At 42.7% G+C, this 25,451-nt stretch carries 31 protein-coding genes; 3 read left to right on the forward strand and 28 right to left on the reverse strand.

The window, feature by feature from the left end; genetic code table 11:
• Window positions 1–9: 9 nt before the first annotated feature.
• The 6 genes from rpoZ to lon all read right to left on the reverse strand — a co-directional run bounded on the left by rpoZ (window position 10) and on the right by lon (window position 5,369).
• Window positions 10–219, reverse strand: coding sequence for a DNA-directed RNA polymerase subunit omega (gene rpoZ / locus Q1Q15_RS14245; protein ID WP_300461156.1), 210 nt, complete (start codon window positions 217–219; stop codon window positions 10–12).
• 20 nt (window positions 220–239) lie between these two features.
• A complete protein-coding gene (greA, locus tag Q1Q15_RS14250; RefSeq protein ID WP_300461158.1) occupies window positions 240–707 on the reverse strand; it encodes a transcription elongation factor GreA in 468 nt (155 codons plus the stop codon).
• Between the two features lie 32 nt (window positions 708–739).
• Window positions 740–1,483: a CDP-diacylglycerol--serine O-phosphatidyltransferase gene (gene pssA / locus Q1Q15_RS14255; RefSeq protein WP_300461161.1), complete on the reverse strand. Its 744-nt coding sequence runs from the start codon at window positions 1,481–1,483 to the stop codon at window positions 740–742.
• A 14-nt stretch (window positions 1,484–1,497) separates the two neighbouring features.
• Entirely contained in the window at window positions 1,498–2,160 is a 663-nt protein-coding gene (locus tag Q1Q15_RS14260; protein WP_300461164.1) for a phosphatidylserine decarboxylase family protein, read from the reverse strand.
• Window positions 2,161–2,280: 120 nt separating this feature from the next.
• Complete coding sequence (tsaB, locus tag Q1Q15_RS14265; RefSeq protein ID WP_300461167.1) at window positions 2,281–2,973, reverse strand: tRNA (adenosine(37)-N6)-threonylcarbamoyltransferase complex dimerization subunit type 1 TsaB; 693 nt, start codon at window positions 2,971–2,973, stop codon at window positions 2,281–2,283.
• Window positions 2,970–5,369 (reverse strand): endopeptidase La, encoded by a 2,400-nt coding sequence (gene lon, locus Q1Q15_RS14270; RefSeq protein ID WP_300461170.1) that lies wholly within the window; start codon window positions 5,367–5,369, stop codon window positions 2,970–2,972. Before lon ends, tsaB begins: the two co-directional genes overlap by 4 nt.
• A 203-nt stretch (window positions 5,370–5,572) precedes the next feature.
• On the opposite strand from lon, the gene Q1Q15_RS14275 reads away from it, so the two are divergent.
• Window positions 5,573–6,358 carry a prepilin peptidase gene (locus Q1Q15_RS14275; RefSeq protein WP_300461172.1) on the forward strand — a complete coding sequence of 262 codons (786 nt, stop codon included), beginning with the start codon at window positions 5,573–5,575 and terminating at the stop codon, window positions 6,356–6,358.
• 28 nt (window positions 6,359–6,386) lie between these two features.
• Here Q1Q15_RS14275 and Q1Q15_RS14280 read toward each other — a convergent pair whose 3' ends face one another.
• Window positions 6,387–6,854, reverse strand: a complete 468-nt coding sequence (locus Q1Q15_RS14280) for a chemotaxis protein CheX (protein WP_300461174.1) — start codon at window positions 6,852–6,854, stop codon at window positions 6,387–6,389.
• Window positions 6,855–7,060: 206 nt separating this feature from the next.
• Here Q1Q15_RS14280 and Q1Q15_RS14285 point away from each other — a divergent pair, with 206 nt between their 5' ends.
• Complete coding sequence (locus Q1Q15_RS14285) at window positions 7,061–7,330, forward strand: HU family DNA-binding protein (protein WP_300461177.1); 270 nt, start codon at window positions 7,061–7,063, stop codon at window positions 7,328–7,330.
• Between the two features lie 97 nt (window positions 7,331–7,427).
• On the opposite strand, the gene Q1Q15_RS14290 is transcribed toward Q1Q15_RS14285, so the two are convergent.
• The 19 genes from Q1Q15_RS14290 to Q1Q15_RS14380 all read right to left on the reverse strand — a co-directional run bounded on the left by Q1Q15_RS14290 (window position 7,428) and on the right by Q1Q15_RS14380 (window position 22,886).
• On the reverse strand, window positions 7,428–8,867 hold the full coding sequence (locus Q1Q15_RS14290) for an exodeoxyribonuclease I (protein WP_300461180.1): 1,440 nt from the start codon (window positions 8,865–8,867) through the stop codon (window positions 7,428–7,430).
• 83 nt (window positions 8,868–8,950) lie between these two features.
• Window positions 8,951–9,346, reverse strand: coding sequence for a 30S ribosomal protein S9 (gene rpsI, locus Q1Q15_RS14295; protein WP_300461182.1), 396 nt, complete (start codon window positions 9,344–9,346; stop codon window positions 8,951–8,953).
• Window positions 9,347–9,371: 25 nt separating this feature from the next.
• Window positions 9,372–9,806, reverse strand: coding sequence for a 50S ribosomal protein L13 (gene rplM, locus Q1Q15_RS14300; RefSeq protein ID WP_300461185.1), 435 nt, complete (start codon window positions 9,804–9,806; stop codon window positions 9,372–9,374).
• Window positions 9,807–9,879: 73 nt separating this feature from the next.
• Window positions 9,880–10,398, reverse strand: coding sequence for a polymer-forming cytoskeletal protein (locus Q1Q15_RS14305; protein WP_300461188.1), 519 nt, complete (start codon window positions 10,396–10,398; stop codon window positions 9,880–9,882).
• A 9-nt stretch (window positions 10,399–10,407) separates the two neighbouring features.
• Window positions 10,408–11,307, reverse strand: coding sequence for a hypothetical protein (locus tag Q1Q15_RS14310; RefSeq protein ID WP_300461191.1), 900 nt, complete (start codon window positions 11,305–11,307; stop codon window positions 10,408–10,410).
• Between the two features lie 102 nt (window positions 11,308–11,409).
• Complete coding sequence (locus Q1Q15_RS14315; RefSeq protein WP_300461194.1) at window positions 11,410–12,378, reverse strand: L,D-transpeptidase family protein; 969 nt, start codon at window positions 12,376–12,378, stop codon at window positions 11,410–11,412.
• A gap of 96 nt (window positions 12,379–12,474) precedes the next feature.
• Window positions 12,475–13,500: a Holliday junction branch migration DNA helicase RuvB gene (ruvB, locus tag Q1Q15_RS14320; protein ID WP_300461197.1), complete on the reverse strand. Its 1,026-nt coding sequence runs from the start codon at window positions 13,498–13,500 to the stop codon at window positions 12,475–12,477.
• Between the two features lie 7 nt (window positions 13,501–13,507).
• Window positions 13,508–14,134: a Holliday junction branch migration protein RuvA gene (gene ruvA / locus Q1Q15_RS14325; protein WP_300461200.1), complete on the reverse strand. Its 627-nt coding sequence runs from the start codon at window positions 14,132–14,134 to the stop codon at window positions 13,508–13,510.
• Entirely contained in the window at window positions 14,134–14,616 is a 483-nt protein-coding gene (locus tag Q1Q15_RS14330) for a crossover junction endodeoxyribonuclease RuvC (protein WP_300461203.1), read from the reverse strand. Before Q1Q15_RS14330 ends, ruvA begins: the two co-directional genes overlap by 1 nt.
• A gap of 15 nt (window positions 14,617–14,631) precedes the next feature.
• Window positions 14,632–15,510 (reverse strand): tol-pal system protein YbgF, encoded by an 879-nt coding sequence (ybgF, locus tag Q1Q15_RS14335; protein WP_300461206.1) that lies wholly within the window; start codon window positions 15,508–15,510, stop codon window positions 14,632–14,634.
• Between the two features lie 82 nt (window positions 15,511–15,592).
• Window positions 15,593–16,198: a peptidoglycan-associated lipoprotein Pal gene (gene pal / locus Q1Q15_RS14340; protein WP_300461208.1), complete on the reverse strand. Its 606-nt coding sequence runs from the start codon at window positions 16,196–16,198 to the stop codon at window positions 15,593–15,595.
• A gap of 41 nt (window positions 16,199–16,239) precedes the next feature.
• Window positions 16,240–17,562, reverse strand: coding sequence for a Tol-Pal system beta propeller repeat protein TolB (tolB, locus tag Q1Q15_RS14345; protein WP_300461210.1), 1,323 nt, complete (start codon window positions 17,560–17,562; stop codon window positions 16,240–16,242).
• Between the two features lie 56 nt (window positions 17,563–17,618).
• The gene (locus Q1Q15_RS14350; protein ID WP_300461213.1) at window positions 17,619–18,545 is read right to left on the reverse strand and encodes a TonB family protein; all 927 of its coding nucleotides are present in this window, start codon (window positions 18,543–18,545) and stop codon (window positions 17,619–17,621) included.
• 9 nt (window positions 18,546–18,554) lie between these two features.
• Window positions 18,555–18,971, reverse strand: a complete 417-nt coding sequence (gene tolR / locus Q1Q15_RS14355) for a protein TolR (protein ID WP_300461238.1) — start codon at window positions 18,969–18,971, stop codon at window positions 18,555–18,557.
• Entirely contained in the window at window positions 18,971–19,681 is a 711-nt protein-coding gene (gene tolQ / locus Q1Q15_RS14360) for a protein TolQ (RefSeq protein ID WP_300461215.1), read from the reverse strand. Before tolQ ends, tolR begins: the two co-directional genes overlap by 1 nt.
• 223 nt (window positions 19,682–19,904) lie before the next feature.
• Entirely contained in the window at window positions 19,905–21,560 is a 1,656-nt protein-coding gene (gene groL / locus Q1Q15_RS14365; RefSeq protein WP_300461218.1) for a chaperonin GroEL, read from the reverse strand.
• A gap of 29 nt (window positions 21,561–21,589) precedes the next feature.
• The gene (gene groES / locus Q1Q15_RS14370) at window positions 21,590–21,877 is read right to left on the reverse strand and encodes a co-chaperone GroES (RefSeq protein WP_300461221.1); all 288 of its coding nucleotides are present in this window, start codon (window positions 21,875–21,877) and stop codon (window positions 21,590–21,592) included.
• Between the two features lie 62 nt (window positions 21,878–21,939).
• Window positions 21,940–22,254 (reverse strand): zinc ribbon domain-containing protein, encoded by a 315-nt coding sequence (locus Q1Q15_RS14375; RefSeq protein ID WP_300461223.1) that lies wholly within the window; start codon window positions 22,252–22,254, stop codon window positions 21,940–21,942.
• Between the two features lie 68 nt (window positions 22,255–22,322).
• On the reverse strand, window positions 22,323–22,886 hold the full coding sequence (locus Q1Q15_RS14380) for a hypothetical protein (RefSeq protein WP_300461226.1): 564 nt from the start codon (window positions 22,884–22,886) through the stop codon (window positions 22,323–22,325).
• Between the two features lie 122 nt (window positions 22,887–23,008).
• On the opposite strand from Q1Q15_RS14380, the gene Q1Q15_RS14385 reads away from it, so the two are divergent.
• Window positions 23,009–23,101, forward strand: a complete 93-nt coding sequence (locus tag Q1Q15_RS14385) for an AURKAIP1/COX24 domain-containing protein (protein ID WP_300461229.1) — start codon at window positions 23,009–23,011, stop codon at window positions 23,099–23,101.
• Between the two features lie 70 nt (window positions 23,102–23,171).
• Here Q1Q15_RS14385 and hflC read toward each other — a convergent pair whose 3' ends face one another.
• The gene (gene hflC, locus Q1Q15_RS14390; RefSeq protein ID WP_300461232.1) at window positions 23,172–24,113 is read right to left on the reverse strand and encodes a protease modulator HflC; all 942 of its coding nucleotides are present in this window, start codon (window positions 24,111–24,113) and stop codon (window positions 23,172–23,174) included.
• A gap of 3 nt (window positions 24,114–24,116) precedes the next feature.
• Window positions 24,117–25,208 (reverse strand): FtsH protease activity modulator HflK, encoded by a 1,092-nt coding sequence (hflK, locus tag Q1Q15_RS14395; RefSeq protein WP_300461235.1) that lies wholly within the window; start codon window positions 25,206–25,208, stop codon window positions 24,117–24,119.
• Window positions 25,209–25,451: the final 243 nt, after the last annotated feature.

Raw genomic sequence — 25,451 nt, forward strand, 5'->3', positions numbered from 1 at the left:
TCGCATACCTTAATCGGTATCGGGTTCTTTCTTCTTTTTTGCAACAATCCGGTTCGCAGCAATCTCCCTTAAAACAGTCACAACATCACCGTTCTTGGAGGATTTTACCAACAGATCTGCGCCTTCCCTGATCTGTCTGACCCTTTTTGCAGCCAGGTGAACAAGTTCGAATCTATTGTCCACATTTTTCAAACAATCTTCAATGGTAACTCTTGCCAAAATGTATCCCTCCAATATCTTTAAAGAATATCCAGTATTTCATATAGTCTTTTGCCGCCGGGAGCCTGAACAATTGCTTCATCTCCGGGTTTTTTCCCTATCAGGGCACTGGCCAATGGGGATGACACGGAAATTTTCCCCAATTTAATATCTGCCTCATCAGGACCGACAATCATGTATTCCACTCGCTCTTCCGAATCCACATTTTCAACAAGGACGCGGCATGCAAACCGCACGGCATCCTTGGGGACGGTTTCCGGATCAATTATTTTCGCAGTGCCAAGCTTATAGCCGATTTCACCGATTCTGCCCTCCAGAAAAGACTGTCTTTCTTTGGCTGCGTGATATTCAGCATTCTCAGACAGGTCTCCATGGGCTCTGGCCACTTCTATTGATTTAATATTTTCAGGCCTTTCGATGGTTTTCAGTCTTTCAAGTTCTTTTTTTAAGGCTTCATAGCCCTGTTTTGTGATCGGTAGTTGCTCCAACTTTCAATTTACTCCATATGATGATTATTAAATTAAATCCGTTTATCGATCCGGGCCGGTTTTTCAGTTTCCGACGTGTAATGCCATACCACCGACAAAATCGGTCCTGACACAACATATGCTGAAAAAACAACAAACAGGAGGATATAAGGTTCAGTGGCAATGGCAACAAAAACTAAAACAAGCATGACCAGCTTGTTAAATGTCATGGTTTTAAAAAAAGATACTTTCTTTAAACTTTTATACTTGAATGAACTCACCATGCAGAATGAAAGCCAGAACATCAGTACCAGAAATATCAAATTATAGGGTTCAGGACTTATTTCCAGCCGGGAAAAAAAAAGGACCACTGAAACAGTCATTGCCGCTGCAGCCGGGATGGGCAATCCCTCAAAATCACTGCTGGATGAGGTGCTGATATTGAATCTGGCAAGCCTTAACGCACCACAAATGGTAAACAGGAATGCCGCTGACCAACCCGGTCTGCCCATCGTATCAAGCCCCCATAGAAACATCAGCAGGGCCGGTGCCAGTCCAAAAGTCATCAGATCAGCCAAAGAATCATATTCAATACCGAATTTACTGGTGGTATGCGTTGCCCGGGCAATTTTCCCGTCCAACACATCAAACACAGCACCAATCAATATGACAATGGCAGCATCAACAAATCTTAACTGAACCGATGCGGTAATTGAATAGTATCCACAAAATAAATTCATGGATGTAAATAAATTAGGGAGAATATAGATACTTTTTTTAAAATCCTGCTTGTGCATACCGCCTCTTTCCCTTATTTCAGGTATCCGATGATTGTAGACCCCGCAGCTGTTTTCTGCCCCATACGGACCGTAATGTCCATATCAGGCGGCAGGTACAAATCAAGACGGGAACCGAACTGTATCATCCCATACCGATCACCCTTTTTAAGGGTTTCCCCCTCTTTGGCACAATTAACAATCCGCCGGGCAATAAGGCCGGCTATCTGGACCACTGCAAAATTCACATCATCCGGTGTCTTAATAATCAGGGCATTTCTCTCATTGTGAACAGATGCCTTGTCAAAAGAGGCATTCATAAACTTTCCAGGATGATATACAACTTTTTGTACCACCCCATCAAACGGCACCCGATTGACATGAACGTTAAACACATTCATAAAGATACTGACCTTGATACAGGGATCGGACAAATAATCACATGTGGCAAGGTTTTCTATACAGATAACCTTGCCGTCAGCCGGAGAGACAAGGCTATGCTTATCTTGAGGAGGATGCCGTTCAGGATCTCTGAAAAACCAGCAGACAAACAGTGTTACTGCCAGGGAAATCCAGGCAAATATCCCCCACCCCAAATAAAAAAGCATCCCCGTAATGAGGATGGTTATCATAACAAACTTCAAACCGGGTTGTGCAACGGGTAAAACCGATTGCGCCGGCCATTTTGAATTATTCATAATTTAACTTTCTATAACACTAACCTTTTAAGGATACCAGACAATCTATCCCCATGTCAATATCCTTGTTTTTCATCCAGCAGGTCTAATTATAAAATCCAACCGTCTCCGGACAATGGGTCAGGATGGCTGTTTTTCAGCAAATTGTAATTGGGCATCTGACTGCCGGATATAACTCGGGACAAGACAATTTTCAGCGGAATTTAAAAAATCTGCTTTTGAAACCCAGGATCGGATCAATGCTGCGGCACTCACCGAATCTAGAAAATTATGCGCAATGACGGGATGGTCCGCCGTTTTTTCAATGACATCCTGATATGCTTTTGATCCCGAACCGGCAAACACAGTAGCCCCTTTTGTCATCCCAATCGCCGCTTCGGGACTGAGAACCCTTTCCTTGCTTTTTGACACCAACCTGCCACCATCGAAACAATAAACCGCACAATACACTTCATTTCTTCTGGCATCCATCATGGCACAAACCGGAAGGCAGGCGTGACTAAACCGAAAGGCAATACCATCAAGGCTTGAAACACCGGCTGCAGGTTTTGTCATGGCATAGCCCAATCCTTTGATCACACTGATCCCGATTCGAAGCCCGGTAAAACTGCCCGGACCCCTGGCAGCAATAAATGCATCAATTTGCCCCAGTTCCATCCCTGCCCGATTTTCAAGCATATGCTCAATCATTTTTATCAATCGTTTGGAATGCGTCACGGGTGCCTGCCAGAACTCTTCACAAACAAGAATAGTTTTATCAACGATTGCCAGGCTGCACCCCTGCTCTGCAGTGCTCAGACAAAGAAATTTCAACGATCGGCCTTTTTTGGATCTGATTTTTTTTCAAGGGCAATTTCAAGGACTTCTTGAATATCCCTCACGCAGGTAAACTTCATTTTCTTTTTAATCACCTTTGGCATATCATATAGATCGTACTTGTTTTTCTCAGGAATGATAATATGCTCAATCCCTGCCCTTAAAGCGCCAAGGGCTTTTTCTTTTAATCCGCCAATGGGCAACACCCTTCCTCTCAAGGAAATCTCACCTGTCATGCCGACTTTATTATTTACTTTACGCCCGGTAAACGCTGAAATCAATGCGGTTGCCATGGCAATGCCCGCTGAAGGGCCATCCTTTGGAATAGCGCCGGCCGGTACGTGAATATGAATATCGTTGTTATCAATATCATCTTTGAGAATATCCAATCTAGTGGCATTGGCTTTTGTATAGGTAAGGGCTGCCCTGGCGGATTCCTGCATTACATCACCGATCTGACCTGTGACCAACAGCTCGCCTTTCCCCTGATAAAGTGAGACTTCAATATACAGCTGTTCTCCCCCCACTTCAGTCCATGCAAGACCTGTTGCCAACCCCACCTGGCTTTCTTCCTGATCCAGCTCAGAAAGATATTTGGGCGGTCCCAGATATTTTGTAAGATTTTGTCGGGTGATTAAAAATTTTCCTTTTTTGCCCTCTGCAATTTTCCGTGCAATTTTTCTGCAAATGGCATCCAGTTTCCTTTCCAAACCCCTTACCCCGGCTTCCAGGGTATAGTCGGCAATAATCGACTCTATCGCGCCGGAACTAATATGGATGGACCGTCTGATCAGCCCGTTATCTTTGAGTTTTCTCAGCAACAGATGTTGTTGGGCAATCACTTTTTTCTCTTGCCGGGTATACCCGGGAATTCTGATCACCTCCATTCTGTCCAACAGGGCTGACGGAATGGTGTCAGACATATTGGCGGTTAAAATAAACAACACATTGGACAGATCAAACGGCATGTTCAGATAATGGTCTGAAAATTCAAAATTCTGTTCAGGATCAAGCGCCTCTAATAAGGCAGATGATGGATCTCCCCTGAAATCATTTCCCAGTTTGTCAATTTCATCCAACATGAATACGGGATTATTTGTACCGCATTGCCTTAATCCCTGCAAAATTCTTCCGGGCATGGAACCAATATAGGTTCTTCGGTGACCTCTGATTTCAGCTTCATCCCGGATGCCCCCCAAAGACAATCGATGAAACTTTCGCTTCATTGCCTTGGCAATAGCCTTCCCAAGAGATGTCTTCCCAACACCCGGAGGTCCCACAAAACAAATGATCTGTCCTTTTTTTTGGGGATTTAATTTTCGAACACTTAAATACTCGAGAATTCTTTCTTTGACTTTATCCAGACCAAAGTGATTTGTATTCAGCACCTCTTCTGATTTTGCGATATCAAGGAAATCTTTTGTTGACTTCCGCCATGGTAAATCAACAATGCAGTCAAGATAGGTCCTTACAACGGAAGCTTCAGAAGAATCCGAATGCATCTGTTCAAGACGCTTGAGCTGTTTTTCTGCCTCTCGTTCACAGTCTTGGGGCATTTTACACTTTTTGATTTTTGCTTTAAAGTCCTCTATCTCAGCAAGTTTGTCATCACTCTCCCCAAGCTCTCTGTGAATCGCCTTCACCTGTTCTCTAAGATAATAATCCCTTTGATTTTTAGAAATCTCATCCTTGACATCAATTTGAATTTTAGCTTGAACGGTTGACAGGTCCAGCTCTCTTGCCAAAAGATCGTTCACTTTTTTTAATCGTTCGGTTGCCTGGGTAATTTCAAGTAAACTCTGGGCATCCTCAACCTTTAAATTTAAATTGGAAGCAACAAGATCAGCCAGTTTACCCGGAGACTCAATATGGGACAACAAATCCCCCACATCCCCGGAGAGCTCTCCTTTCAACGCCAGTAATTTCTCACTGGCCTCTTTAACATTCCGCATCAATGCTTCATCTTCGATATTCAGGGCCACAGGATCGGTATCGGTTAACAGCTCAATATGAACTTTAAAAAAAGATCTCTTCTTAACATAGTCCAGTATTTTTGCTTTGGCTATGCCTTGAACCAGCGCCTTAATCCGGCCATCCGGCAGCTTGATCATTTTTTGAATTCTGCCCACCGTACCCACAGTATATACATCTTCAGCTGTGGGTTTTTCCAGTTCAGAATCTTTCTGGGCGGCCAAAAACATATAACGATCATATTCCACACTTTCTTCAACTGCTTTTATGGATTTCTTACGTCCCACAAATAATGGCAGCAACATATCGGTAAACACAACAACATCTCTCACCGGCATCATGGGAAGAATTGTCGGAATATCTTCCAGGTTGCTCTCTTTTTCTATAATTTCAATTAGATCATCGATATCTGCTTCAGCCATCTTTACTCCTTTATTCCTATAAGAACACTGAATGGAAAATTTTTTTTTAATTATATTCACATTCAGTGATTGACATTCACTTTTTACACCTTCATATTTGAAACTTTAAAATAAAGCATATTTTAATGTTTACAATAAGCGGTTAAAAATATTTTTAACCCCTGACAAAAATAACACGCAAATCCAAAAAAGCGGGGCAAATAATGACAGCATACTCTTTTTATTCCGGACTGATTGTTTTTATCTTTGGCACTTGTATTGGCAGTTTTTTAAATGTCTGCATTTACCGGATACCCGAAAACCGATCCATCGTCACTCCGGGTTCATTCTGCCCCAATTGTAAAAACAGCCTTCCCTTTTATTGCAATATTCCCATCTTCAGCTACTTGTTTTTGATGGGCCGATGCAAATTCTGCCACACCCCGATTTCCATTCGTTATCCATTTGTAGAAGCGCTGACCGGGCTATTTTCCTTACTGCTGTTTCTTAAGTTTGGTCTCACCCCTGCCATGATCTATTGGTTTGCATTTATCAGTGTTTTGATTACCATTTCCTTTATTGACCTGGATCATCAGATTATCCCAGACAACATCTCTCTTCCCGGAATCCTTATCTTTGCGTCATCTTTTTATTTTTTGCCTGAAATGACACTAAAAAACGTTCTGTTGGGCATCCTGACGGGAGGGGGTAGTTTATATGCCATTGCGCTTGTTTATTATTTAGTGAAGAAACAAGAGGGTATGGGCGGCGGGGATATCAAACTTCTGGCCATGATTGGAGCAGCAACCGGCATTAAAGGTGTTGCTTTTACTATTTTTACAGGCTCATTATTTGGCACCATCTCGGGACTGTTGATCATGCTGTCCACTAGAACGGCAGACACCCGATTAAGAATCCCTTTTGGGCCGTTTCTATCGTTGGGCGCGATTCTCTATATTTTCTTCGGAGAACGCCTCATCCAATGGTATATGACCTGTTTTGTGCCTTGATACATCCTCTGTCCGGGCTACCATGGCCTCACCCCTTCAGATAGCAGACCTCTATCACCACCTTCCCCTTTGTCGTCCTGAAGGGAATCACAAGAACCTGCTGAGCCCCCTCTATATGCGCTATCAAGACATCCCGGCCCATTTGGGTCTCCACAAACCGGACGGTTACCTTTTTATTCATTTCAGCCATCTTTGTCATCACATGGCCGGCGACCATATTACTGATTTCACCCACCGCATCAATGATATCTTCGTTGATGCGGGTCATTGTCTCGCCAAACATGGCTGAAACAATCCCAAGTATGCTTTTTGCTGAAAAGCTGATGGCGGCCGAGCCGGAAAGATCGCCGGATATTTGCAAAAGTCCTGAAATATCTCCCAGTGCTTTTCGATCTTTTTTCAAAAACAACGGTTCCGGTTTTGATTTTACCAATGCCGTTGTCTCAAGAATATGTAAAGTCCCCTCAATGAAGGGATTCACAAGAGCTGCCTCCATATTTACCTCCTATTTTTATTGATTTTAGGAATTTTATTTCTGCCTGGCAACAAATTTAGTCCAAAATATGAATAAATACTTGACACGCACTTCTCAACGACGTAACTTACCCAGAAAAGCTGATTCAATCTAACTTTAGAAAAATGTTTTAATGACGTATTTTGGTCCTTAGAAATTTCTAAAACCTAAAAAAAGGAGTGATTAACATGAACAAAGGCGATTTAATCAACAAGGTTTCAGAAGTACTTAGCAGTAAGAAAGAAGCTCAGGCTGCCGTTGACTGCACGATCAAAGCAATTACAGATGCGCTTTCTAGTAACGATTCTGTCACGTTGGTTGGCTTTGGGACATTCAAAACCGCTGAAAGAAAAGCCAGAAAAGGAAGAAATCCACAGACTGGCAAAGAAATTGATATCCCCGCTAGAAACGTCCCAAAATTTGTTCCCGGAAAAGCATTAAAAGATGCTGTAAAATAAATCGATTTCATTCAGGCAGTATATCATCACTTCAATACTGCCTGAATAATAATCATACCATTTCAAAAGACATCGTCATTACATCTGGTTTAACGATTTATTCCGTCTGAGGGGACATAATTGATTGGTTTTCTATGTATGTTTTTAGCCAGTTAAGCGTGTTTATTTGATCCTGATTCGGATTTATAATTGACCGTTCCAGTTCTTCTAACTCTTGCAACCCGCGTTGGCAATTAAATTTTACATCATTTTTATACCCGATAATCTGATCTTCTTTCAGAGAAGATCTTAGCCGGTTTAAAAACAGAGGATCTTCAGTCTCTTTTGTCTGATCGGCGTTACACTCAAAATTTCTTGCCAGAATACGCTGGGCAAGAATCCGTATCCTTGGGGATGTCATCTGGGTTAAGAGGTCTTGCTTTTGACCGTCCCGGGTCTTGTGAAATAGATTAATCTGCTTTTTCTCCCCGGCGGAAAAAAAACCCTCCTGATACAGGGCTGCATCCGGGTCTATATTGGGCACAAACGGGTATTTGTAGGCACGGTGATACTGTATAACGCCAAAAAATTTTTCCCAGTGACGACAAATTTTCTCGATGTTGTCATTGGCAGATTGCCGTGAGGTTTCAGGCAGTTTATGCCAGAATCTTTCCAGGGGCGGCAATACAATCAATGCATCCCCGGGCCGCTTTCTTATCACAAAGGTCTCTTTTACATCCACATCCCGACCCAGAATATCGTCAGAATCAATTCGTAACCACAAGGTCTGGTTTTTATATGGCAACGAATGCCCCAGAAGGACAACCGGTGCCATGAAATTTACTTGTGACCCAAAAGAAGTAGACATCATCAAACCCACTTTAAATCCCTGGGATTGGATATGAAATCCATTTTCAATACGGTTTATTCTGACGTCATCCCGGGTTTTATTAAAAAAATCAAGACAGTAATTCCAGATATCCGTTTGCTGAGCCAATTTTTTGCTGAGCCCAAGCACCGCTTCAACATCATTCATGGCTTCATGTGCCCTGCCGGATGTTACAAACTGATTTTCCCTGGTGATCAAATCAAGCTTCAAACTTGGTTTACCATCAACGTGAGGCCAGGTTAACCCCGTGGGATGAAAGACCCTGAAAACAACAGCGATGGGTAGAATATCCATCCGGCAGCAACCATTGCCGTATTGGTGCAGATAGGGGTCTAAAAGGTTGCGATAAAACAGAAACCGTAAAAACACATCGTCAAACCCAAGTGAATTATACCCCAGACTTATGGTACCCGGCGTATTTACCAGGGCATGAATATGGCGTGCCGCTGCATACTCACTGACCCCAAGCGCTAATTCTTCATAGGTTAATCCATGGGTCAAAAAAGCGCCTGGCGATGGCACGATATCTTTACGCAACTGAATGGTGATCGTTTGCCTGTTGATTTCGTTGAAGTCAAGGTCCGTTCGGATGCAGGCAAAGGTTAAAACCTGATCAAATGCAGGGTTTAAACCGCTGGTTTCAATATCATAAAACAGATAGGTTTTCATCTTTTATTCCCAACACAAAAAGGGACAAAAAAAATTTGTCCCTGATGAACTTGTGTAAGACGGATAAATTGTATAAAAAAAGACTATCTTTTCGAAAACTGAAAGCTTGCTCTTGCGCCTTTTTTACCGTATTTTTTACGCTCTTTGCTTCTGGAATCCCTGGTAAGAAATCCCGCACTTTTCAAAACCCCTCTAAGATCAGGATCTGAAAGTTCAAGCGCTTTGGAGACACCCAGGCGAATGGCACCGGCTTGCCCGGATTTTCCGCCTCCCATGACCGTAACCTTAATGTCAAAAGCATCGCTTTTTTCAGTAAGTTCCAAAGGAGATAAAAGCAAATCTCTTGTTACATTCAATTCAAAGTATTCGTTCAGACCTTTATTATTGATAATAATCTTACCATTACCAGGCGTTAACCAGACCTTGGCCACAGAATCTTTTCTTTTCCCCGTCGCGTAAAATACGTTTCCACTTTCCATTGATAATTATCGCGTCCTTTATTCCTTAAATTTCGACAACTTCAGGTTTTTGAGCAGCATGCGGATGCTGATCCCCTGTATAAACAAATAATTTTTTGCCAAGTTTTCTACCGAGTCGATTTTTAGGAAGCATCCCTTTAACAGCACGCCTTATCAACTCTTCCGGCCTTTTCTCCATCAATTCTTTTGCTGTGGTGGATTTAATACCGCCCACATACCCTGAATGACGATAATATTTTTTTTGTTCCAGCTTATTTCCGGTCATAAGGATTTTGTCAGCATTGATGACAATAATCCAGTCACCGGTATCCACATGGGGCGTAAAAAGGGGATTATGTTTCCCACGGATTCTGTATGCCACCTGGGATGCAAGCCTGCCAAGAATTTTATCCTTTGCGTCAACAATGCACCAATTTTCTTTGTTGTCTGATCTTTTTGCACTATATGTATATTTTTTCAATTTCCTCAACGCTCCTCTTCATAAACACAATCAGGTGAAACTACATAATTTTTATACCCATGTCAAGCTAAATTTACAATTCTATTTGTTTTTCCGTTTGCAATTTACGATTGCCAGACCCTTTTGCCTCTTTCCCGGTGGATAGTTTGCTTGAGGTCTTGCACGTCACTTCAGCATTTAATATACCGCCGTTTTCAACAATAAGGTCTTTGCACTCTACTTTGCCGGCGCAGGTCCCCGTGGCCAGTATAATCAACTCCTTAGATGCGATAACGTCCCCTTGAAAATTTCCGCCAATGGTCATACTCGATACGGTTGTCGCACTGGACGTTACCTGGCCGTCCTCGGCAATAATCACTGTGTTCCCTTCAATCGTACCAAACACCTGACCTTTGATGATCAATTTCCCGCTGCTGAATATTGCCCCTTCAATCTTCAATTCTTTATCAATAATTGAAAGGTTTTCATTCTTTTTCTTTCCCACTTCATATCTCCCTTTATATGAATACCCAGAACTCTTTTCTAGCGTGTCATTGTTTGGCACACCACCATACATCACCGCGGTTACTTTATCCCGCTCAGCTTGTTTCATCTGCGGTCCTTATTCAGCGCCGGTAATATTGATCAATTTATCGCATATCAAATCACCCTGGTTATTAAAAATAAAAATAGATGCCTGTTTAAAACCCTCGGGGTCCACTTTATGTTTAACCCTGAATTCAACCGGTTTAAAATGAGAAATCGAAAAGTACTGCCCTTTTTTGTAGTCTGAAGGCATCCCATTTTTAACGATTGCCGAAGGGATGACAAGCCACTGATCTTCAAGTCCAGTCTCGGGTTTTAACAGGGCAAATATTCTTCCTGAAACCTCTCCACGCGTTTTGGATACATTCCGGATGTCAAATCGAACCAGCACATGGCCAGTTGTGCCATCACTTGTTACGGTGAATTTCTCTATGGAAATTATTTTTTGACGTGTCTTAGCGGCTTCAATCGTTGCAGATGCGCCAGGCGGTTGCCCCTCCAGTCCTGATGGTAACCGGCCTTTTTGCTGTTCAACCGTTGAGGGTGAATTCGGTTGCCCCCCATCTTCAAACACCACCGGGGAAGGCATATTGTGTTTCTTTAAAACCAATGGGAGGGGGGGGGGAATCGGTTCGACAACGGCCTCCGGGTCTTTTCCGGAAATCACAAGCCTTGCCATCAGCACTTCTTTTTCCCGGATCAGCGCATCCACATTTCTTTCAGCCGCAACAAGTCTATTTCTAAGCTGATTGCCGCCCCGGGATTCCTTTGTATAAAGAGAATAAAACACGACCGCGGCCACACAACACCCCATAGTGGCAACAGACAACATCCATACAAGAACTTTTAAATAGTCCCCGGAGTTCATCTCTCCGAAATCATCAATCACTATAATTCTTGTCTTTCGTTCCTTCTTATAGGGTTTGGGTTTGGATCGTGCTATTTCTCTTTCCAACTCCCTTGATATATCATCCATAATCCGCCTTGATTAACCCTTCTTCACCATTTGGTTTCCTGGACCGCCAATCACTGAGTGTGCACGTTTAAAAAAACCTCTGCCCTGGCAATGGACCGGACATTACCGTGACGTCTCAAGGGGAAACACGTGCGCTTCTGCCATTGGTTCTTTTTTCCCCCTAAGTCGAATGAGCGTTCGTGCCGCGGCAATCAGAGGTGTTTTAGCCGATTCAAATTTTTTTGAAACGGTTTGAAACATCTCACCGATAATTTTATACTGATCGTTTTGGTTTTCCAGAAATAATTTTTTTTCCCCTATCCATAGGGTGTTGTTTTTATGCGTTAAAAAATAATCAAAGACAACAACGAAAACCCGGTTGTGATAATAAATCCCGGTTGTGTCCATTTTTACCCTCAGATGGGGAACCGGTTTGTTTGCCTGCTTTCTTATGCTGAGCCACTGGTCCCACCAGTGGATATCCGGCAGGTCTTCAGGGGAATAAAAGGATACATAGTCATGATGACTTCCGTTTTCAGTGGCAGCCGTCCACTGGGTCAATATGCGTCCAATGTCCTGGGCCTGTTTGATCCGGGCCGGGCTTTCCACCCGCTTTATTTCCTGAACAATAATCACCGGCGTTTTATCAAGGCTTACATAGCCTGAAAGCTTTAGGATATCAGAATTTTCCAGGGCAATGCATCCATTCGAATCCCTGGGTTTGAGGGGTTTATTTGTACCATGTATCCAGATTGCCGAACCACTTTTCCCTGCTCTTTTATCTAGAAAATTGGGATAATCGGTGGGAAATGCTTTTTTTCCATATATTGGGGACAAGTATTTATCTTCATATTCATTTTTCAAAAAATAAATACCCTCGGGTGTTCGCTTGTCCCCGGCCTTTAATTTATCCCCATATGCCTCGCCGGTTGAGCAGGGGGCCTGAAACAGAACAAACAATGCATTGGTCTTACCCCCATAAACAAAAAGGGTTTGGCTCTTTTTCTCCACCAAAATAACCGGTTCATTTTCAGGCAATTGAATAATGGTAGAAGGAAATGGCTGCCCAGCACAAAAAGCAATCGGTGCCATCGTAAAAAAAAGGATCCCTGCAAAGAATATAACCAAAATATTACACGTATTGAACCGTATAGTTTGTTTCATATCCATTAACAACACTGTCTCAGTCTAGGGGTTAAGTTTAAGATGGCGATGGGCGGTTTCCGATGTTTTTCTACCACTGGATGTTCGAAGGACAAAACCGATTTTCAAAAGAAAGGGCTCCACCACATCCACAAGTGTGTCGGTTTCTTCCTGCAGTGTTGCAGAGATGGCTTCAATCCCCACAGGCCCCCCCTTATAAAAGGTAACGATTGTTTTCAGATAATTCCGGTCAAGGGATGTCAACCCCAGTGAATCAATCCCCTCAAGTTCAAGTGCCGCCCTTACACTGGCTTTGGTCACCTTTCCATCCAATTTCACCTGGGAATAATCCCTGACTCTTTTTAACAGCCTATTGGCAATCCTCGGGGTCCCCCTGGACCTTTCAGCGAGTTCAAGGGCCCCATCATTGGAGATGAGAGTATTCAAAAGCACAGCAGACCGCAGAATAATCACAACCAGTTGTTCCTTTGAATAAAAATCCAAGGTACGGAAAATACCAAACCGATCCCTTAACGGAGAGGATAAAAGCCCCACTCGGGTAGTTGCACCAATCAGGACAAATTGTTTCAGACGGTATCGATGGCTTCTGGCATGAATGCCCTTGTCAAATATAAAATCCACGGCATAATCTTCCATGGCAGGGTATAAAAACTCTTCAACCACCTTTGGGATTCGATGAATTTCGTCTATGAAAAGAATATCCCCTTCACCCAGGTTGGTCAATATTCCGATGAGGTCTCCCCCTTTCTCCAAAGTGGGACCAGACGTGATGGTTAGCTCTTTTTCCATTTCATAGGCAATAATATGGGAAATGGTTGTTTTGCCCAAACCGGGGGGTCCATGCAGCAAAATGTGTTCTAACGGCTCATTCCTCATTTTAGCTGCCTGTATGGCGATTTTCAATGTTTCTACGGCATCCTTCTGTCCCACGTATTCTTTAAAACTGGTGGGTCTTAACGATACGATATCAGAGGATAAATCATAGGAAGTACTGTTGGACGTAACAATTCCCTTTTTCTCAGAAGAATAGGAAATAATATCATCAGTCATGTTTTATCTATTCTCTCCCAAATATCTCATCAAATAGTTCTTCGGGTGTTGAAATCGATCCATTCCTTTCAAACGCTTCCCTGACCATTCTTTTGGCAGATGCAGAAGAATGCCCCAACTGTTCAACAAGAACATCTTCAACCTGCTGACCGATATCCGGTATCTCAGCCACCGAAGAATCGGTATCACTCGCCTTTGCTTCGCCTGCAAGGCTCACAAACTTTTCAACTTTTCCATGAAGGGTGGCGATAATTTTTTCAGCCGTTCGTTTACCGATCCCACTTAACCCCGTCAAAAATGAGACATCTTTCTTTTCAATGGCCCTTGCAATCTCATTGGCCGGCCGTGTCATCGCTTTCACCGCTTTCATGGGGCCAATGGCATCCACGGTAATAAATGTTTGGAAGAATGCTTTGTCCCCAGGGGTTTCAAAGCCAATAAGAACGGGTTTGGGTTGTCTCTCTGTCTGATGATAATACACATATAAAGCGATGGGGTTTTCTTTGGAATCCTGAGACCTCAGTTTTTCAACCATTTGAGGATTCAACAACACCTCATATCCGATATGACCCGCAAGCAGCAAAATACCATCGGATTCAAACTGCAGAATGGTCCCTTCAAGATACCCGATCATCACATCCTTTTATATCTGTAATATCCTGCCAAAGCCAGCCCCAGCGCATCGGACGCATGAAAGGGCCGAATCGGTTCAGCATGTGCCAATATGTTTCGAACAGCCCGTTCCACTTGATATTTGTCTGCACTCCCATTTCCTGACACAATTTTTTTAACTTCCCTCACAGAAATTTCTTCCACATCAAGCCCTGCTTTAAAGGCGGCCACAAGCAGAACACCAGACACTTTACCCAGCATAATACCAGATCCAGGGTATTTTTCCAAAGAGTAGATATCTTCTATCACAACATGATCAGGTTGTTGCTGACAAAGAAAGTCTAGGATTTTAGAATAAATCGTGTGAAGTCTGAAATGAATCGGGTCTTTTGCCTCAGTGGATATGCTGCCAAAAGAATACCCAAGAATTTTTTGGCTGTTCCCCTCTATAACACCAATACCGGTGCCAGCCAGCCCCGGGTCAATACCGACTACTTTTACCATAAAATTTGGATAGAATTAATTTAAAGTTTTTAATTTCTTTTGGGCAAATTTCGCTTCATTTGAGTTGGGATGTTTTTTTATCAGCTCTTTCAGGATAAGCCTTGCATTGGCTTTTTCACCCAGTTCTGCAAACGCATATCCTTGTTTCAGCCTTGCTGCGGCCAACTTATTGCTGTTGGGATACAGTTCTAAAACTTTCTGGTACTCCAGAATCGCCTTTTCAAACCATTTTTCAAAATAATAACTGTCGGCAATCCAGAATCTGGCGTTGTCCGCATTATCAGACTGGGGATATTTATTGATAAAATTCTCAAACTGAATGCGGGCATTTTCCTTATCCCCATCATCAAATAGTTTCTTTGCAAACGCATATAATTTCTGTTCAGAATTGTTTCCGGAGGCTTCATCAGATGCCGATTTTTTCTCCATTTCCCCGGGGATGGACGGTTCAAACCCCATATATTTTTCAAGCTGGGTCAACCGTCCATCATTTTTTGAAATCGCCTGATCAAATCTATCAAATTGATTCTCAATTAATTCACTATCTTTAGGACTGTATTCTGAAACGCCGTGATTCATTTCTTCTATCTGCCCCTGGAGCTTCTGAAAATCTGATCTCAGGGTCTGAATCGTATATTTCATTTCCGCATATTCTTCCTGGCTAATACTGTGGCTTGTGTTTAATCTTGTTTCAATATTCTCAAGATCTGCCTTAACCTTCAAAAGATTTTGTTCATTTTGAACAGCAGCTTTCGTTTGCCGGGTCATTTTACGAGCAGTTTCCATTTCAAGGGCTGCCACCCTGTTTTCCAGGGACATAAAACTCTCGGACTCCACACAACCGGTGCAGAAGAATAAAATGATCACAATATATAAAAAATATTTTACGTTCATAACCAAACTCCAACAATCACAAGATAGAACATGGGAACAGATGGTACATCTGCCCCCCATAATTTTCTATTGTTCCAATTGATTAATCAATGACAAAATGTGCCCGTCTGTTTGCTCGATAAGCGGCCTCTGTTTTGCCCCAATCTAACGGTTTTTCTTCACCATAACTGATGGTGTTCAACCGGGAAACAGACACACCCAAATCTACCAGATAGGCTTTTGCCACAGTGGCACGACGGTCACCCAGTGCAAGGTTATATTCGGTTGTACCGCGTTCATCACAATGTCCTTCAATGGTTACAAATATGGATGGATTTGCTTTTAACCATGCTGCCTTCTCTTTTAACAGCATTTTTGCCATGGAACTTAATTGTGAGCTGTCAAACTCAAAATGAATATCCTGGTTCTCAAACCGTTTTTTTGCAGCCATGGTTTTGGCTTCCGTCAATGCCCGCTCGCTGGTCATTTGATCCTCAAGGTTTTGCTGTGCAATACGCGCCGCATCAGCCTTTGCTTTCGCCATTGCCTCGGCTGCTTCTGCTTTAGCCTTTGCATCTGCTTCCAACTTGGCTTGGTCCTCTATGGTTGTTGCATCAGACACAATCGTTTTTTTTGCACATGAGACAGTAAAAAAAAGCCCTGCAACAAGAATTGCCATTACCAGATTAATCCACACGCTGTTTTTCATTACTTTATCTCCTTTTTATTCAATTAATGAAATCACCAAACTCAATTGTCTGAACCCATCGAAACTGACCATGCCGGTTGCGTCTGTCGGCCTTTCAAGCTCAACAGTTTCCTCTGATCTGATCCGGATGCGTTCATGACGAAGAGTTTGGGCGACCCACCGTCCCGGGTGGATGAAAATGCCAGCAGGCTTCCATCCGAAGACCAGGACGGATCTTCGTTATCCCCCGCATTCATGGTCAATTGAACCGGTAGTCCTTTGTCTATATTCACTATAAAAATATCAATCCTGTTATCTTCAATGCCGACGTAGGCTATGTTCCTACCATCCGGTGACCAGGCAGGAGAGGTATTATTTGCCCCCTTAAAGGTAAGCCGCTGCACACTCCCGGATTCCATATCCTTTATATGGATCTGGGGAGTGCCGGTCCTTTTTGAGGTAAAGGCTATTTTTCGGCCATCCGGTGAAAATTTGGGTGACACATCAATTCCCCAGCTGTTTGTTATTCTTTTAATAATTTCTCCCTTCAGGGTCAACAAATAAATTTCCTGATCGCCTGAAAAACTTAATGCTGCCGCTAATTTCAACTGGCCGGGCATCCAGTTCGGCGAAATATTCATTCCTTTATAATCGATAATGGCGCCTCTATTTTCTTTAAGGTTTTTGATGAATATTTCCGGCTTCCCCCGGGCATAGGAAACATAGGCCAGCCAATTGCCATCAGAAGACCAGGACGGGGAAAGAGAAATACTTTTATGGGCAGTAATCTGCTTGACGTTTTGTCCGTCAAAATCACAGGTAAATATTTCTTTTTTCCCATCTACGGTTGAAACAAAAACAATTTTACTATTAAACACGCCCCATTTACCGGTAAGGGCATGGGATATTTCGGCACAGAACAAATGGATCATTCGCCTTATTTGGGATCGGTTTCCACTATATACTTTACCCACCAGTAGTTTTGTATTAAAGGTATCAAAAAGTCTTAATTTAAAACTCACGCGTCCCTGGGCTTCAATAATTTCTCCTGTAATCAGCAGTTCAGCCCCAATGCCGGTCCAATCACGAAAATTGATCTGCCCCAGCTGAATCCCCGAATCCGCTGGGTTTGAAAGGAATGAAACAGGGTTCATTGTTTTAAGATAACCTGTAAAATCGAGTGCTTCAATTAAAATTCGCTGGGCTGTTTTCCCATCCTTTACTTCAACGGCATGTCCGTGAGATGCCTTAAATTCTGTCACGGCAACAGGGGTTTTCTTTAAAAACGGATTACTGATATTGATATAATCATAATCCTTAGCAAATACAGGGGGTATTTGACATAAAAAAACCCCCAGAAAACCATATAGTATATATCCTATCATTTTATTCATCATATTATGGATACAATACCGTTTATTCATGGCAATTGAAACCATTTTTATTTCAATCCCTTGGGTGTAAAAATTACAACAACATCGTAGGAGCGCATCCCAGCCGGTAATGGTGGTAATGGATTTGCTTTATTAATTGCCTTTTTCGCAGATTCATCAAGATACCGATTCCCTGATTTAGTGTCATACATAATATCCCTAATTTCTCCATTTTTTAATACCTTGATAAGGATTCTGACTTCAAGATTCTGATCCATTCGGGCCAGGGTCTCATTAAACACCCAGTTTTGCTCAATTTTTGAACCTAGAACCATTTTATAAAGATCCATGGGTTTGACTCCCTTTTCCCCATATCCCCCGGGGGCTCCCTCCCCTTTCCCGGGCGTTTTTTTCCCTTGTTCCTTTACTGTTTTCTGCAGCCGGGTCAAGGCCTGGCTAATTTTATCCCGGGCTTGATCTGAAACTTGTTTTTTTAATTTCTCCCTTGCTGCTTCCAATACCGTTGCAGGATCAATTTCTTGTTTGACTCGTTTCTTTTCAACAGGCTGTTTTACTTTTTTCTTATCTAATTCTTTCTTTTTTTTCTTTTGCAGCGCAATCAAGTCTTTCAGGTTTTTAGGTTTTGTCTTTAAACTGATATCCGGTTTAAGGGTCGGAACTTCCCTTTTCTCATGTACGATGGGGGATGTTTTAATTGAAATTTCCTCTTCTTTCAGGGGGGCTTCGTTTAATGGCGCTTCATTTTTAGGGGTTTCTTCCGTGGCCGGTTCCGGTGAAAAAGTGACCAAATCAATCTGAATAACCGGCAGCAGGGGGGCAGGTCGCTTAAAATCCTGAAAAAAAACAACCCCGATGAAAAACAAGATATGAACAACCACGGAAAGGGAAAAAAAAACGATGCTGATTTTTTTACTGTGATCGCTGTCCACGAGAAGATAAGCGCTTCTATTTTTAACCGTGTTGGGAGAACTCATACCTGTCAATCAGGACGCGTCTTCATTTTCCGGAAGAGTGATCATTCCAAGGCTTTCAACGCCGGCCTTTTTAATCTTTGACATCACATTGACAACAACACCATAAGGCACCCGTTTATCGGCCTTGAGATACACATTTTTCTGATCAAAGTTTTCCAGTATGGCCGCCAGCTTCTGCGTCATGAATTCAACACTGACCACCTGCTCATTAATAAACACATTTAAATCATCATCAATGGAAATCACCAGGCGTTCTTCACTGCCCTTTAAGGCTTTTGAGGTGGCCTTGGGCAAATCCACATCAACACCCTGAACCATCATGGGGGCCGTGACCATAAAAATAATCAACAACACCAGCATTACATCCACAAACGGGGTGACATTAATCTCGGACATAAAGGGTCCATTACCGGAGCCAAATTGCATCATACCTCCATTTGCTTTTGAATATCACGTTCCATTATATTTAAAAGATCTGAAGAAAAACTCTGCAGTTCAGAATCCAGGACCCGTATTCTGTCTGTGAAATAATTATAGGCAATGACAGATGGGATGGCCACGGCCAGCCCTGCTGCTGTGGCAATTAATGCCTCGGAAATACCGGGGGCAACCACTGCAAGACTTGCCGACCCGCTTAACCCGATTTCATGAAACGTATCCATAATACCCCAGACGGTTCCAAAAAGGCCGATAAACGGGGCGGTATTCCCGGCCGTCGCCAGGAACGGCACCAATTGAACCATTCGTCTGTCTTCAACACTGATGGATCGGTTTAATGTTCGTTTGATACTGCCGATAATTTGAAAATAGGTACTGTCCGTTGGTTTTCTCGACTCTTTTTTCTTATCTTTACTGTCAGATCTTGCCATTTCCATATATGCCGTGATAAAAATTCTGGCCACCGGACTTGATTTCAATGCTTTGGCTTTTGAAAATGCATCCACAAGATTCCGACACTGCCAGAAGATGTCTGTAAAATCTGCAGATGCTTTGAAGGCCTTTTGGATATATCTGAATTTAATAAATATAATTGCCCATGATGTTATTGAAAAGAACAGCAGCAGCAGCATGATAAACTTAACAACCGGCCCTGCATCGTTCAACATGTAAAACAACCCAATGGTTTCCGTGGTCATAACCCCTCTCTTACAAATCACCTTCCCAATCTGGTGAAAAAATAAATAAATTTTATAAAACTAAGTATATGAGCCGGCATTTCATGTCAAGTTCTTATTGAAAGCGCCCTCTGGCATTCCAGGGGATCTTGCCCGTATCGGCTGACAAAAGATAAAGCCCCTGCACAATTCATGTGCAGGGGCTTTATCTTATTCATATGATGCGTATGGGGTTAAACAGGCATTACATCATTCCGCCCATTCCGCCCATTCCGCCCATTCCGCCACCGGGCATTCCGCCTGGCATTCCACCACCAGCGCCACCTTCTTCTGGTTTATCGGCGATCATGGCTTCTGTGGTCAGCATAATAGATGCCACACTGGCGGCATTCTGCAGGGCAAACCGAACCACTTTCTTCGGATCCATAACCCCGGCTGCAATCAGGTCTTCATAAACGTCTGTCCGCGCATTATACCCAAATGCACCGGCCCCCTCTTTAACTTTATTGATGACAACAGAGCCTTCAACACCGGCATTGTCAGCAATTTTGCGAAGCGGTTCTTCAATGGCTCTGGCAATGACAGCAACCCCGAGTTTTTCTTCGCCTTCAAGTTCAAGTTCCTCAAGGGCTTTGATGCACCTGACAAGGGCAACACCACCACCAGGAACGATACCTTCTTCAACCGCTGCACGGGTTGCATTAAGGGCATCTTCTACTCTGGCTTTCTTTTCTTTCATCTCAGTTTCAGTGGCAGCCCCCACATTAATAACCGCTACACCACCAACGAGTTTGGCCAGTCTTTCCTGAAGTTTTTCTTTATCATAGTCAGAAGAGGTTTCTTCAACCTGGGCACGGAGCATTTTCACGCGGCCTTCCAGGGCTTCTCTGGTACCTGCGCCATCAACGATCGTGGTGTTGTCTTTATCAATGGTAATGGATTTTGCCTGACCCAGATCCTGCAAGGTGACATTTTCAAGCTTGATCCCGATATCTTCGGAAACAACCTGTCCGCCGGTTAAAACGGCAATATCTTCCAGCATGGCTTTTCTTCTGTCGCCAAAACCGGGCGCTTTAACTGCAGCCACATTCAAGGTGCCGCGAAGCTTATTGACAACCAGGGTTGCAAGGGCTTCGCCATCAACGTCTTCGGCAACGATAAGAAGGGGTTTGCTGGATTTAGCCGTCTCTTCAAGAATCGGAAGAAGATCTTTCATGGAGGAAATCTTTTTTTCGCAAATTAAAACAAACGGATTTTCAAGAGAAACTTCCATTTTTTCTGCATTTGTTACGAAATAAGGAGACAGATAACCGCGATCAAACTGCATACCCTCAACAACATCCAGAGTGGTATCCATTGATTTGGCTTCTTCTACAGTAATAACACCCTCTTTACCAACTTTATCCATGGCTTCTGCAATGATGTTACCAATGGTTTCATCGTTGTTGGCAGAAATGGTTCCCACCTGGGCGATATCATTCTGATCCTTGGTCGGTTTTGCCATTGATTCAAGACACTCAACCACTTTGGTAACGGCTTTGTCGATGCCTCTTTTAATCCCCATGGGATTGTTTCCAGCCACAACCAGTTTCTGGCCGTTTTCGTAGATAGCCCTGGCAAGAACGGTTGCAGTGGTGGTACCGTCACCGGCCATATCAGATGTTTTGCTGGCCACTTCCTTTACCATCTGAGCGCCCATGTTTTCAAATTTATCTTCAAGTTCAATTTCTTTTGCAACAGTTACGCCGTCTTTGGTGACATTCGGAGAGCCCCAGGATTTTTCAATAACAACGTTTCTGCCTTTGGGTCCAAGGGTCACGACAACCGCATCAGCAAGGGCCTGAACACCCTTAAGCATTGCTTCACGGGCCTTTGCATCATATTTAATTTCTTTTGCCATCTTCAATAATCTCCATTTCTATCGTTAAGTTATTCAATTACTCCAAGAACATCATCCTGACGCAGGATAAGATAGTCAATGCCATCAATTTTCACTTCAGTTCCACCATATTTACTGAAAAGAACACGATCCCCAACCTTTACATCCATGGGAAGAAGTTTTCCATCTTCCCCCATGCGACCGTTACCCATGGCAACAATCTTGCCTTCGGCCGGTTTTTCTTTTGCTGTATCAGGGATAATAATGCCGCCTTTGGTTTTTGCATCCTCTTCGACACGCTCAACCAGGATTCTGTCACTAAGTGGTCTCAAACTCATAATCAATTTCTCCTTTACATGGTACTTGTTGTTTTATTGTCGTTGGTTTATTGGATTCAACTTCAATCTTTTGAAGTCGTTTTTGTATCTTTGGTTTTTGTATCTTTGGTTTTTGTGTCTTTGGTTTTTGTATCTTTGGATTTTGTATCAGGCGTTGCAATTGTTTTTGTATCTGTTTTTGTGTCTATACCGGTTTTAGCACCACCATAGTCGGTGACGTACCAGCCGGATCCTTTAAGATGGAATGTGCTTTGTGAAATCAGCTTCTTTAGATTACCCTTACAATGAGAGCAGATCTTGAGAGGTGGCTCAGAAATTTTTTGAAGTGCTTCTTCTATTTGTCCGCATTCAGTACATTGATATTCATAAACTGGCATTTTACTTCTCCATTTTTCTTTGGTCGTCTTGAAAAATCATTCATAAAATAATTAGTCTTTCATCCTTGTCAAGCAGGGTCATCCAATTTTTTTCCATGGACTTCAGATCCGGGAACCAGAAGCCAATCTTTATAAAATTCAAATACTTGTTTTAAACCCGGAACCGACATTGACTTTAAAATATAATGGGTTAGCCCATGCACTTTTCGCTCTTCACCCAATGTCACATCCGCTTCATTTTTATTTTCATACCGGTGTTTGAATTTTGAAAACCGGACAACATGGACCAGTTCATGGGTTAATACATACAAAAGAAACGGTTCCAACAACAGGTGCTTTTTTTCAACATTTGAAAGAATTGCCCCGTCCTGAAGACAGATGGTATAAAGGCTGAAAGAAGAAGACCCTAGAGGCATATCTTTTTTACGGCCTTCATATTTAATGACCTGGGCAAAAGGACCGTTCACATGCTCATGGGCAGCCAGATCTTTGGCGGTCTTGATATCATACCTGTTTTTCAACCACTGGCCGGAGGACATTTTAAAATGGTTATTCACCAGTTCTTCGGATACCTTTACGGCTTCATCCACCTTTAAAAGCGCTTCTCTATTAAAATACCGTAACGTTTGCATTCACCGCCTTTTTATACCCGAATAAAAAATTGGACATTTAACAAAATATTATGCTATAGTAACTATTTAGCGAATTTGAAATAAAATAATAATACAGACTTTAGATGAAGGAGGTGATTTTTTTGAGCAGTGTGATTAAAAAAAGAAAAAAGAAAATGAGGAAACATAAACACAGAAAACTCCTTGCCAAGACCAGACACCAGAGAAAGAAATAATAGGTATACCATATTTCGAGTATTGAGTTGCAGCCCATTCAACTCAATACTCGACTTCCTCTTATTCCATTTACTTGTCTATCCCTTTAAAATATTTCATAAAATCAGAATCTGTTGAAAGAACCAGTGTACTGTCTTTTTTCATGGTTTCTTTATAGACTTCCAATGTCTTTAAAAACCCATAAAATTCCGGGTCTGCATTATAGGCATCCGCATAAATCCGGGTGGCTGTTGCATCCGCATCTCCCTTGATCTTCTGGGCATCTTTATAGGCTTGCGATTTAATCACCTGAAGTTCTTTCTCTTTTTCACCCCTGATATTACTGGCTTCTCCCTGACCTTCTGCCCGGTATTTCTCGGCAATTTGATTTCTTTCTGCAATCATCCGGTTATAGACCGCCTGCCGGACATTTTCGATATAATTAATTCGTTTGATTTTCACATCCACAAGTTCAATCCCGAACTGTGTGAGCTTTTCGCTGGCCTGCTTTACGATGAGTCTGGTAATCTCATCCCGACCCAGATCAATTTTATATTGAACCCGCTTTCTGTTTTCATCCACTATAGATTCAAATGTATCCATGGGTCGGTCCGTATTTCGAACGCTTTCCACCAAAGGATAGGAGGTCACAAGATTCCTCACGGCAGGATCAATAATATCATCCAGACGTTCAAGCGCTGCAAATTCATTATTAACGGTCTGGAAGTATTTTATGGGATCGACAATCTTCCACCGGGCAAACGTATCCACCCCGATATAGGTCTTGTCTTTTGTGGGTACCTGACCGGGAACACCATCCCAGGTCAACAGGTTCTTTGGGAAAAAATTGGCTTTTTGAAAAAACGGCAGTTTGAATTTTAGTCCCGGTTCATTCACCGGCTGGCCCACCACACGACCAAACTGGGTGATCAACACCTGCTCTGTTTCATCAACGACATAAGCAGAACTATATACCAATACAATGCCGACAGCGATGACTATCAAAAACAACGTTCTTATAATGCTATTCATATTTTACTCACTTTTTTTTAGGAATCGGTTTTGAAGCGCAGCAGAGGAAGATCCCTCACCCATATTTAAAAAGGGCAATAGGTTTTTCTGGTCAGAATCAATGATATACTTTGCCCCAAGATTGGGGAAAATTTCCAGCATGGCTTCCAGATACAACCGCTTTTTTGTGACATCTTTGGCTTTTACATAGGCCAGGTAGACGGCTGTAAACTTGGTTGCATCCCCCTGGGAGCGGTTAATCCGGTCAATGGCATACCCTTCTGCATCTTTTATCACTCGTTTGGCTTCACCCCGGGCCAGGGGCACGGCTTTATTATATTCTTCCCTTGCCTTATAAATGGTTTGTTCTTTTTCCTGGATCGCCTGGTTCACTTCATTGAAGGAAGATTGGACAGGTTCGGGAACATTGGTTTTTTTCATTTCAATGGTCACAATACTGATGCCGGACTCGGCCGTATCCATTTCTTTCTGAAGCACTTCTTTGGCAGCATCAGCAATCTCTTCCCGCTTACTAATGACCTCATTGATACTTCGGTCCCCCACAACCGTTCGCATGGTGGCCTCTGACATATCCCTTAAAATGGCAATAACATCCTTGACCTTAAACAGATAATCCCGGGGATTGGAAATCCTGTATTGCACAATCCAGGGAACCACGGCCACATTCAGATCCCCTGTTAACATCAGGGGGGTCTCCTGGGACGTACTTTCACTTGCAAACCTGTAATTACTGGACCCCTTGACGGTTTGGAAACCGAATTCTTCCTTAAAAATTCTTTTCACCTTTACTTTGGTGACACGTTCAATGCCTGCCGGTAACTTGAAGTTCAACCCCGGCTGTGCAATCCTGGTATATTTCCCAAACCGCTGAATAACACCAACCTCGTCCTGTTCAATTTGAAAAAAGGTGGATGATCCAAAAAATAGCCCCAAAAGAATCACCCCAACAAGAAAGATTCCCGGAAGCTTGAAATTTTTAAACCGGTTCAGAAGCTCGTCCATCTGGGGAGGCCGTGGCATACTTGGACCGCCGCCTTCTTTCTTGTGCGCGAATTTCTGCTGGTTTTCCCTTAGTTTTTCCCAATCCCAATTCATAAATTGTATCCTGTTAGTTAAATTTTTGTAAATCCATAATATGAAAGAAAAATATGACCATATTTATATTTATCAACCCCAAAAGGCAATATTTATTTGACATCAATCCATGATAACGGCTTTAATCAGATGGGTGTCAGAAATAATCAGGGCAATCGCATGTAACTTTTTATGAATATCCCATACCCGTTCAGACCAGATTACCTTTCCTTCGCTGGATGGGCTATGTTGACAGGCTCTATG

The organism is Desulfobacula sp. (assembly GCF_030145145.1).
GTDB lineage: Bacteria > Desulfobacterota > Desulfobacteria > Desulfobacterales > Desulfobacteraceae > Desulfobacula.

Excerpts from the sequence above, each read along its gene's own strand:
- pssA (WP_300461161.1), bottom strand. The coding sequence starts at position 1,483 with ATGCACAAGCAGGATTTTAAAAAAAGTATCTATATTCTCCCTAATTTA.
- Q1Q15_RS14330 (WP_300461203.1), bottom strand. The coding sequence starts at position 14,616 with ATGGTAAAAGTAGTCGGTATTGACCCGGGGCTGGCTGGCACCGGTATT.
- Q1Q15_RS14290 (WP_300461180.1), bottom strand. The coding sequence starts at position 8,867 with ATGAAAACCTATCTGTTTTATGATATTGAAACCAGCGGTTTAAACCCT.
- Q1Q15_RS14350 (WP_300461213.1), bottom strand. The coding sequence starts at position 18,545 with ATGAGTTCTCCCAACACGGTTAAAAATAGAAGCGCTTATCTTCTCGTG.
- hflK (WP_300461235.1), bottom strand. The coding sequence starts at position 25,208 with ATGAATTGGGATTGGGAAAAACTAAGGGAAAACCAGCAGAAATTCGCG.
- Q1Q15_RS14310 (WP_300461191.1), bottom strand. The coding sequence starts at position 11,307 with ATGGATGATATATCAAGGGAGTTGGAAAGAGAAATAGCACGATCCAAA.
- Q1Q15_RS14275 (WP_300461172.1), top strand. The coding sequence starts at position 5,573 with ATGACAGCATACTCTTTTTATTCCGGACTGATTGTTTTTATCTTTGGC.
- rpsI (WP_300461182.1), bottom strand. The coding sequence starts at position 9,346 with ATGGAAAGTGGAAACGTATTTTACGCGACGGGGAAAAGAAAAGATTCT.
- Q1Q15_RS14285 (WP_300461177.1), top strand. The coding sequence starts at position 7,061 with ATGAACAAAGGCGATTTAATCAACAAGGTTTCAGAAGTACTTAGCAGT.
- tolQ (WP_300461215.1), bottom strand. The coding sequence starts at position 19,681 with ATGACCACGGAAACCATTGGGTTGTTTTACATGTTGAACGATGCAGGG.
- groES (WP_300461221.1), bottom strand. The coding sequence starts at position 21,877 with ATGAGTTTGAGACCACTTAGTGACAGAATCCTGGTTGAGCGTGTCGAA.
- ruvB (WP_300461197.1), bottom strand. The coding sequence starts at position 13,500 with ATGACTGATGATATTATTTCCTATTCTTCTGAGAAAAAGGGAATTGTT.
- groL (WP_300461218.1), bottom strand. The coding sequence starts at position 21,560 with ATGGCAAAAGAAATTAAATATGATGCAAAGGCCCGTGAAGCAATGCTT.
- tolB (WP_300461210.1), bottom strand. The coding sequence starts at position 17,562 with ATGATAGGATATATACTATATGGTTTTCTGGGGGTTTTTTTATGTCAA.
- pal (WP_300461208.1), bottom strand. The coding sequence starts at position 16,198 with ATGAAAAACAGCGTGTGGATTAATCTGGTAATGGCAATTCTTGTTGCA.
- ruvA (WP_300461200.1), bottom strand. The coding sequence starts at position 14,134 with ATGATCGGGTATCTTGAAGGGACCATTCTGCAGTTTGAATCCGATGGT.
- hflC (WP_300461232.1), bottom strand. The coding sequence starts at position 24,113 with ATGAATAGCATTATAAGAACGTTGTTTTTGATAGTCATCGCTGTCGGC.
- Q1Q15_RS14305 (WP_300461188.1), bottom strand. The coding sequence starts at position 10,398 with ATGAAACAAGCTGAGCGGGATAAAGTAACCGCGGTGATGTATGGTGGT.
- Q1Q15_RS14375 (WP_300461223.1), bottom strand. The coding sequence starts at position 22,254 with ATGCCAGTTTATGAATATCAATGTACTGAATGCGGACAAATAGAAGAA.
- Q1Q15_RS14260 (WP_300461164.1), bottom strand. The coding sequence starts at position 2,160 with ATGAATAATTCAAAATGGCCGGCGCAATCGGTTTTACCCGTTGCACAA.
- Q1Q15_RS14315 (WP_300461194.1), bottom strand. The coding sequence starts at position 12,378 with ATGGCACCGATTGCTTTTTGTGCTGGGCAGCCATTTCCTTCTACCATT.
- lon (WP_300461170.1), bottom strand. The coding sequence starts at position 5,369 with ATGGCTGAAGCAGATATCGATGATCTAATTGAAATTATAGAAAAAGAG.
- ybgF (WP_300461206.1), bottom strand. The coding sequence starts at position 15,510 with ATGAACGTAAAATATTTTTTATATATTGTGATCATTTTATTCTTCTGC.
- tolR (WP_300461238.1), bottom strand. The coding sequence starts at position 18,971 with ATGCAATTTGGCTCCGGTAATGGACCCTTTATGTCCGAGATTAATGTC.
- Q1Q15_RS14380 (WP_300461226.1), bottom strand. The coding sequence starts at position 22,886 with ATGCAAACGTTACGGTATTTTAATAGAGAAGCGCTTTTAAAGGTGGAT.
- Q1Q15_RS14280 (WP_300461174.1), bottom strand. The coding sequence starts at position 6,854 with ATGGAGGCAGCTCTTGTGAATCCCTTCATTGAGGGGACTTTACATATT.